Source organism: uncultured Mycobacterium sp. (assembly GCF_964249325.1).
Lineage (GTDB): Bacteria > Actinomycetota > Actinomycetes > Mycobacteriales > Mycobacteriaceae > Mycobacterium.
The window spans coordinates 1-8,207 of sequence record NZ_CAXUCH010000200.1; the positions used below are offsets into that span (position 1 = coordinate 1).

An 8,207-nucleotide genomic window follows, 5' to 3' on the forward strand; every position below is an offset into this window, starting at 1 on the left:
GGCGACGGGAGATCGCCGTGGCCGGCGTGGCGGGCGCACCCGCTGCTGTTCCCGTTCCTGCACGGACAGTCCGGCGGACTGCTGCGTCTGGAGGTGCCCGCGGACCGGCGCCCGGCGTGGGACGCCATGATCGGGTCGATCGAAACCGAACTGACCACCCGACAAGAGGGCTACCGACAGGCGGCGCTGGCGCATCTGACACTGCTGCTGATCGACCTCGCACGTCTGGCCGGTGATGTGGTGGGGGACCTGCGACGCAGCGGCGAACCGCTGCTGGCCGACGTGTTTGCGGTGATCGACCGCCGTCACGCCGAGCCGCTGTCGCTTCGCGATGTCGCGCGCGAGATCGGCATGACACCCGGACACTTGACCACGCTTGTGCGCCGGCGCACTGGGCGAACCGTTCAAGAGTGGATCATCGAACGTCGCATGACCGAGGCCCGCAAACTGCTTGCCGACACCGATCTCCCGGTCAGTGAAATCGCTCGGCGGGTCGGGATCTTCGACCCCGGGTATTTCAGCAGGCTGTTCCGTCGCGACCACGGCAGCTCACCCAGAGCCTGGCGCGGCCGATGAGGCCTGGCCTACATCGGGTTGGCCCGCAAATAGCCGTAGATCCCGGCGAATCCGGCGTTGACATCCTCGGGGAGAGGCACGGGGCCGCCGAGAGCCCTTGCACCCCAGACGATTTGCGCGGTCCGCTCAACCAAAGCGGTGACGTGCAGCACGCGATCGGGTCGCGGGCCGACCGCCACCAAGCCGTGGTTGGCGATTAGCGCGGCAGCCCGGCCCTCCAATGCCTTGACGGCATTCTGGCCGACCTCGGGCGTGCCGGAGGCCGCATACTCGGTGCAGCGGATGTCCCCACCGCAGTAGATGGCGAACTCGTCGATGCACGCAGGAATCGATTGGTGCGCAATGGCGAACATCGTCGCCCACACCGGATGGCTGTGGATCACGCTGCCGATGTCGTCGAAAGCCTTGTAGCAGGCCAGGTGCAACTTCATCTCAGTCGACGGGGAGCGTCCGTCGGCAGCCTGCAGCACACCCCCGTCGGGGTCGACCCGCACCAGATCCGCCAGCGTCATCTCCGAATAGTCGACCGACGAGGGGGTGATGACCAGGTTGCCGTCCTCGCGGCGGGCCGAGATGTTGCCGGCGGTTCCCTCGACCAGTCCGCGCCGCAGCATGTCCTTGGCGGCGGCCAGCACCGCGGCCTCCGCGTTGTCGACGAATTTCACGGACCCCATGGTCCTAGCACCTCCGGGTTGACGATATGCGCGGGCTTACGGCCCGACAGCAGTGCTTCCAGGTCGTCGGCCACCATCTGCGCCTGTCGCGCCTCAGTGTTCCACGTCGCCCCGCCGATATGCGGGGTGAGCACCACATTCGGCATGCCCGCCAGCGGATGATCGGTCGGCAGCCATTCGCCGGCAAAATGATCCAGGCCGGCTGCGGCCACCTTGCCGCTGCGCAGCGCGTCGACGAGCGCGTCGGTGTCATGCAACTGGGCCCGCGCGGTGTTGAGGAACACCACGCCGTCACGCATGGCGGTGAACTGCTTGGCGCTGATCATCCCCACCGTGTCGTCGGTGACCGGTGCGTGCAACGAGACGATGTCGGCCTCGGCGAGCAGCTGGTCCAGGGTATGCTGCGCTTCGTCGTTGTAGGGGTCGTAGGCGATGACCCGCACTCCCAATCCGGACAACCGCCATTTCACGGCACGCCCGACCGCGCCCAGGCCGATCAAACCGGCGGTCAAACCGGCGATTTCCCAGGCCCGGAACCGTTGATAGGGAATCGTTCCGTCGCGGAACACTTGTCCGGCCCGCACGTCGGCATCGGCGGCCAGCACGTGGCGGGTGGCGGCGAAGAGCAGTGCCAGCGTAATCTCGGCGACCGCATCGGCGTTGCGGGCCGGAGTGAACAACACCGGGATACCGGCCGCGGTGGCGCCGGCGACGTCGACATTGTTGGGATCGCCGCGGGTGGAGGCGATGGCCCGCACGCCCAGCTCGAACACCGGGCCGCCGACCGAATCACTTTCGACCACAACGACATCGGCTCCAACCGAGGAGATCCGCTCGGCCAGCTGCTCGGCGGTGTAGATGCGCAGCGGCTTCTGGTCGATCCACGGGTCGTACACCACGTCAGCCAGCCGCCGCAACTTCTCGAACCCGTCGCCGCGCAAGGGAGCCGTCACCAAAGCACGAGTCACGATTGCCAATGCTGGCGTACGGTGACGCCCGTGTCACGCAAAGACGTCACAATCGGCATCGACATCGGCACCACCGCTGTCAAAGCGGTAGCCGCCGACGCGGACGGGCGGGTGGTGGCCAGAACACGCGTGCCGCATCAGCTGCGAGTGCCGGCACCCGACCGGCTGGAACACGACGCCGACGAGGCGTGGCGGCAGGGTCCGCTGGAAGCGCTCGATCGGTTGGGCCGCCCCGACGCCCTGGCCGTGGCCGTCTCGGCGATGGTGCCGTCGCTGACCGCCGTCGACTCCGGCGGCCGACCGATCACGCCGGGACTGCTCTACGGGGACAGTCGGGGCCGTGTTGCAGCGGCTCCCGACCAACCCCTTCCGCCGGTGGGCGAAGCCGTCGGATTCTTACGCTGGTCCGCCGCCGAAGCGCCTGGTGCGGCCGGGTACTGGCCCGCGCCCGCGGTGGCCAACTACGCCCTGGCCGGCGAAGCGGTGGTCGATCACGCCACCGCCTACACCACCCTTCCGCTGTTCGACGGCACCGGCTGGAGCGCCGATGCGTGCGCCGACTGCGGCGTCGCGGTTGACCAGATGCCCCGGGTAGAGATGACCGGCGCAGCCGCCGGCCGGGTACGTGGAAGCAGCGCCGTGTTGGCCGTGGGCGCCATTGATGCCCTATGCGAGCAGATCGTGGCCGGGACCGACCACGACGGCGACGTGCTGGTGCTGTGTGGCACCACGTTGATCGTGTGGACGACGATCTCGGAATTTCGCCGTGTTCCAGGGTTGTGGACCGTCCCGCACACGGCGGCGGGTAAGTATCAGATCGGGGGAGCCAGCAACGCCGGCGGTCTATTCCTCGGCTGGGTGGATCGCCTTGTGGCAGGGGAGACTTCGGCTGCTACCGACCCGCGGCGGGTACCGGTGTGGTCGCCGTATGTGCGCGGTGAGCGCACGCCGTTTCACGATCCGGATCGTCGCGGCGTGCTCGACGGCCTGGATCTCACCCACGACGCGGCATCGTTGCTCCGGGCCGCCTACGAGGCCTCGGGGTTCGTCGTACGCCAGATCCTCGAGCTCAGTGGGGTACCCACCGGCCGCATCGTGGCGGCCGGCGGTGGCACGCGGATCCAACCGTGGATGCAGGCCATCGCCGACGCTACCGGCCGACCCGTGGAGGTGTCGGCGGTTGCCGAGGGCGCGGCGCTTGGCTCGGCGTTCCTCGGGCGGGTGGCATGTGGCCTGGAATCGTCGATAACTGACGCCGCAAGGTGGGCCGCCACCGAGCGCATCGTCGAGCCCGATCCCGCGTGGGCCACCGAGATCGAAGGCCGGTACCATCGCTTTCTCGAGCTCGCCGAGCGGCCTAGTCGGTCTAGCGCAGTTCCGCGCTGACGTAGCTCATTTCGCCGAAGGCGGCCAGAACATCTTCGGGGAATTCGAAGCCGTTGCGCTGGTAGAGCTCTCGCGCGGGATAGGCGGTCACCTGCCACCCATGACTGGTCAGGTAGTCCATGATGATGCTGCGTTCGCCGAGATAGAACAGGTCGGACACGTCGAGGTGCAGGCCGAGGCGGTGCCACTGTTGGGTGAGCCGCTGTGCCCGCTCGTCCGAGAAGGCGTTGCGTTCGGGGAAATGCTCGGTGGCCAGTCTGCTGCCGGGAGCGCTGAGCGTCGTGATGTTGTCGAAGAGCCGGTCCTGCGCCTCAGGCGGTAGATACGGCAGTAGGCCTTCGGCGCTCCACGCCGTGGACTGGCTTATGTCAAAACCATTCTGGCGCAAGGCCGTCGGCCAGTCGTCACGCAGGTCGATGCCCGCCGGGCGGAGCTCGGCAGTCGGCGTGGCGCCGAGATCGGCCAGGGTTCGGGTCTTGAACTCGATGACGCCCGGCTGGTCGATTTCGTAGACCACCGTGCCTGCCGGCCACGCCAGCCGGTAGGCCCTGGTGTCCAGGCCGGAGGCCAGGATCACGGCCTGGCGTACGCCCGCTTCGCCAGCGCTGACGAAGAAGTCGTCGAAAAACCTTGTCCTGATGGCAATCCGCTCTCGCCTTGTCTTCCGATTCAGCATCGGGTCGTCGTCGATGTCGATCTCACCGTCGATGAGGCGGACGAAGGGCTCCAGACCTACCGCTCGGACCAGCGGATCAGCCAGCGGATCGTCGAGCAGCGGATCGGGGCCCTGCGAAGCCATCGCTCGCGAGGCGGCGACCATGGTCGCGGTGACTCCGACACTGGAGGCCAGGTCCCAGCTGTCGTTATCGGCACGTGGCATCCGATACTCCTATTCGCGTATCGCGGTGACGGCGGCAATGTTGCCGAACGCCGCCATCTCGTCGTCGTCGGGAAACGTTCGACCGTAGTCGGTGAACAACTCCTGCCGAAGCCGGGTGTTCACCTGCCAGCCGTGGTTGGTCAGGTACTCGACGACATTGCTGCGCTGGCCTTCATAGAACAGCCCCGACAAGTCGATGTCGCAGCCGAGGTTGGCCCATCGCCGGTTGAACTCCTGGGCACGTTGAGACATGGTCAGGCCGGAGTCAGGGTGGAATTCGGTGGCCAGCCTGCTACCGGGGGCGCTGAGCGCGGTGATGTTGTCGAAGAGCCGGTCCTGTGCGTCCGGCGGCAGATACATCAACAAGCCCTCGGCGCTCCACGCCGTCGGTGTCGTCTCGTCAAATCCACTGCGTCGCAACGCCCCTGGCCAGTCGGCACGCAAATCGATGCCGACCGTTCGCCGCTCCGCTGCAGGGGCAGCACCCAGCGCCGACAGCGCAGCGGTCTTGAATTCGATGACCTTCGGCTGGTCGACTTCGTAGACCACGCTGCCGGCAGGCCACCCCAGTCGGTACGGCCGTGAGTCCAAACCCGCAGCCAAGATCACTGACTGGCGGATACCGGCTGCAGCGGCGGCCATGAAGAACTCGTCGAAGAACCGGGTGCGCACCGCCATTGAGTCGGTCTCCAGCTGCAGGTCGCGCCCGGATTGCTCATGTGGGTTGGCGATCTCGCCGTCGACGAGGCGGGTGAAAAATTCGATGCCCACCGCCCGCACCAGCGGGGCGGCGAACGGGTCGGTGATGATCGGGTCAGGTTCTTCGCTGGCCAGCGCACGCGCGGCTGCGACCATGGTGGCGGTCGCGCCCACGCTGGAGGCCAGATCCCAGGTATCTCTGTCGCTGCGGGTCATGGCCTCTAACCAGTTCTGGGTCTTTAACGCAGTTCTGCGCTGAGGTAGACCACCTCTCCGAAGGGGGCGTCGTCGGCGTCGATCGGCGGCAGCCCATGCTTGGCCAGCAGGTCCGTGGTGCTGGTGCTGACCGTCGTCCAGCCCCGGTCGGCCAGGTACGTGCCGGCGTCGGTACGGTCGTCGAAATACACCAGGGCGGCCATGTCGAGTTCGAAGCCGTGACTGCGCCACCGTTCGGCTTGGCGCTGCATGCGTCGACGAAGTTCGTGTTCGCTCACGTAGTTGACGTCGAGCAGTCCCTCTGTGGCGAAGCGGCTGCCGGGCGTGCTCAGCGCAGTGATCTGGTCGAGCAGCCGGTCCTGTGCTTCGGCGGTCAGGTAGCCCAGCAGGCCCTCCGCGATCCAGGCGGTCGGCCGCGCCGGATCCAATCCGGCCTCGGTGATGGCCGCGGGCCAGTCGTTGCGCAAGTCGATCGCCACTGTGCGCCGGTCCGCCGTCGGCTGCGCACCCAGCGTGGCCAGGGTTGCGGTCTTGAAGTCGATCACTTGCGGCTGGTCGACTTCGAACACGACCGTGCCGGCCGGCCACGCCAACCGGTAGGCGCGGGAATCCAGCCCGGATGCCAGGATCACCGCTTGGCGAATACCTGCCGCGGTGGCGTCGCCGAAGAAGTTGTCGAAGTACTCGGTGCGGATGGCCATCGCGTCGGCGAAGCGGCGCATGCCCTTGGCGGTGTCGTCGTCGAGATCGCGCGGCTGCAGCTCGCCGCTTGCCATTTTGGTGAAGAATTCAATGCCCACCGCGCGCACCAGCGGCTCGGCGAACTGGTCGTTGATCAGCGGATTGGGGGATCGGGTGGCCACGGCGCGTGCGGCCGCCACCATCGTCGCTGTCACCCCGACACTGGACGCCAGATCCCAGGTATCGCCTTCGAACCGTGCGCTGCCCATCCGCGTCCTCGACTATCCCTCCGACTCATAGCACCGATCACCAGTTGATAATTAGCCAATATAATGACTACGGAAACTCTACGCTGGTTGCCGGTGACCATTGCCGGCGCTGTTAGTCTCGTAGACTGTTTGACGCGCGACTCCGCACGTCGGGACCCGCGGGAGCTCGGCGCGTGACGAGGACTTACCCAATGCTGGCCAGGCCAGCCAATCATGCCGCATAGCCCGGCTGCGCAGGAGGAAGAGTGCTTTCGGCTTTCATCTCGTCGCTGCGAACAGTCGACCTGCGCCGGAAAATCCTGTTCACGCTGGGCATCGTAATCCTCTACCGGGTGGGCGCGTCCATCCCGTCGCCCGGCATCAACTACCCGAATGTGCAGAAATGCATCGCGCAGGTCAGCGGCGGTGAGGCAGCGCAAATCTATTCGCTGATCAACCTGTTCTCCGGCGGCGCGCTGTTACAGCTGACGGTGTTTGCGGTAGGAGTGATGCCCTACATCACCGCCAGCATCATCGTGCAGCTGCTGACGGTGGTCATCCCGCGGTTCGAAGAACTGCGCAAGGAAGGCCAATCCGGCCAGGCCAAGATGACCCAATACACCCGCTACCTGGCGATAGCGCTGGCCATCCTGCAGGCCACCAGCATCGTGGCGCTGGCCGCCAACGGCGGCCTGTTGCAGGGCTGCAGCCTGGACATCATGGCCGACCAGAGCATCTTCACTCTGGTGGTGATCGTGCTGGTGATGACTGCGGGCGCCGGGCTGGTGATGTGGATGGGCGAGCTGATCACCGAGCGTGGTATCGGCAACGGCATGTCGCTGCTGATCTTCGTCGGCATCGCCGCCCGTATTCCCGCGGAGGGCAAGTCCATCCTGGACAGCCGGGGCGGGGTGATCTTCGCCGCGGTGTGCGTGGCGGCGCTGATCATCATCGTCGGCGTCGTGTTCGTCGAGCAGGGCCAGCGCCGTATCCCGGTGCAATACGCCAAGCGGATGGTGGGTCGGCGCATGTACGGCGGCACGTCGACGTATCTGCCGCTGAAGGTCAACCAGGCCGGCGTTATCCCGGTCATTTTCGCCTCGTCGCTGATCTATATCCCGCACCTGATCACCCAGCTGGTCCGCAGCGGTACCGGCGGGATGGGCAACACGTGGTGGGACAAATTCGTCGGCAGCTATTTGTCGAACCCCGCGGACCCGGTCTACATCGCCATCTACTTCGGGCTGATCATCTTCTTCACGTACTTCTATGTGTCGATCACGTTCAACCCAGACGAGCGGGCCGACGAGATGAAGAAGTTCGGCGGGTTTATCCCCGGTATTCGGCCGGGCCGGCCGACCGCGGACTACCTGCGCTTTGTGCTGAGTCGCATCACCCTGCCCGGCTCGATCTACCTGGGCGTGATCTCGGTGCTGCCCAACCTTTTCCTGCAAATCGGCAATACCGGGACGGTGCAGAATTTGCCGTTCGGCGGTACCGCGGTTTTGATCATGATCGGTGTCGGTTTGGATACGGTCAAGCAGATCGAAAGCCAGCTCATGCAGCGCAACTATGAAGGGTTCTTGAAGTGAGAGTTGTTTTGCTGGGACCGCCGGGGGCCGGCAAGGGCACGCAGGCTGTCAAGCTGGCCGACAAACTGGGCGTACCGCAGATCTCCACCGGCGAGCTGTTTCGGCAAAACATCGACCGCGGCCCCGAGCTGGGTCTGGCGGCCAAGCGCTACCTCGACGCCGGCGACCTGGTGCCCTCAGAGGTGACCAACAAGCTGGTCGATCAGCGGCTCGATGAGCCCGACGCGGCCGCCGGTTTCATTCTGGACGGTTACCCGCGGTCGCTGGACCAAGCCAAGGCGCTGCAC

General features: G+C 66.1%; 9 protein-coding genes. 4 read left to right on the forward strand and 5 right to left on the reverse strand.

Going from position 1 to position 8,207, the window contains the following annotated elements; translation table 11 throughout:
• Nucleotides 1–576, forward strand: a 576-nt coding sequence (locus ACFE99_RS19650) for a helix-turn-helix transcriptional regulator (protein WP_375488103.1), incomplete at its 5' end; no start/stop codon positions are given.
• An 8-nt stretch (nucleotides 577–584) separates the two neighbouring features.
• On the opposite strand, the gene ACFE99_RS19655 is transcribed toward ACFE99_RS19650, so the two are convergent.
• Both ACFE99_RS19655 and ACFE99_RS19660 read right to left on the reverse strand, forming a co-directional pair.
• Entirely contained in the window at nucleotides 585–1,241 is a 657-nt protein-coding gene (locus ACFE99_RS19655) for an L-fuculose-phosphate aldolase (protein WP_375488104.1), read from the reverse strand.
• Complete coding sequence (locus tag ACFE99_RS19660) at nucleotides 1,238–2,227, reverse strand: NAD(P)-dependent oxidoreductase (protein ID WP_375488105.1); 990 nt, start codon at nucleotides 2,225–2,227, stop codon at nucleotides 1,238–1,240. The genes ACFE99_RS19655 and ACFE99_RS19660 overlap by 4 nt, the downstream gene beginning before the upstream one ends.
• A 21-nt stretch (nucleotides 2,228–2,248) precedes the next feature.
• Here ACFE99_RS19660 and ACFE99_RS19665 point away from each other — a divergent pair, with 21 nt between their 5' ends.
• Nucleotides 2,249–3,604, forward strand: coding sequence for an FGGY-family carbohydrate kinase (locus tag ACFE99_RS19665; protein WP_375488106.1), 1,356 nt, complete (start codon nucleotides 2,249–2,251; stop codon nucleotides 3,602–3,604).
• Here ACFE99_RS19665 and ACFE99_RS19670 read toward each other — a convergent pair.
• From ACFE99_RS19670 to ACFE99_RS19680, 3 genes are read right to left on the reverse strand one after another with little or no spacing between them, the layout of a single operon-like run.
• Nucleotides 3,585–4,484: a class I SAM-dependent methyltransferase gene (locus ACFE99_RS19670; RefSeq protein ID WP_375488107.1), complete on the reverse strand. Its 900-nt coding sequence runs from the start codon at nucleotides 4,482–4,484 to the stop codon at nucleotides 3,585–3,587. The genes ACFE99_RS19665 and ACFE99_RS19670 overlap by 20 nt on opposite strands.
• 9 nt (nucleotides 4,485–4,493) lie before the next feature.
• Nucleotides 4,494–5,399: a class I SAM-dependent methyltransferase gene (locus ACFE99_RS19675; protein WP_375488108.1), complete on the reverse strand. Its 906-nt coding sequence runs from the start codon at nucleotides 5,397–5,399 to the stop codon at nucleotides 4,494–4,496.
• A gap of 23 nt (nucleotides 5,400–5,422) precedes the next feature.
• Complete coding sequence (locus tag ACFE99_RS19680; protein WP_375488109.1) at nucleotides 5,423–6,349, reverse strand: class I SAM-dependent methyltransferase; 927 nt, start codon at nucleotides 6,347–6,349, stop codon at nucleotides 5,423–5,425.
• Between the two features lie 245 nt (nucleotides 6,350–6,594).
• Here ACFE99_RS19680 and secY point away from each other — a divergent pair, with 245 nt between their 5' ends.
• Nucleotides 6,595–7,920 (forward strand): preprotein translocase subunit SecY, encoded by a 1,326-nt coding sequence (gene secY / locus ACFE99_RS19685; RefSeq protein ID WP_375488110.1) that lies wholly within the window; start codon nucleotides 6,595–6,597, stop codon nucleotides 7,918–7,920.
• Nucleotides 7,917–8,207 (forward strand): nucleoside monophosphate kinase (locus ACFE99_RS19690; RefSeq protein ID WP_375488111.1); only part of this gene is annotated, 291 nt, incomplete at its 3' end. The genes secY and ACFE99_RS19690, both read left to right, overlap by 4 nt.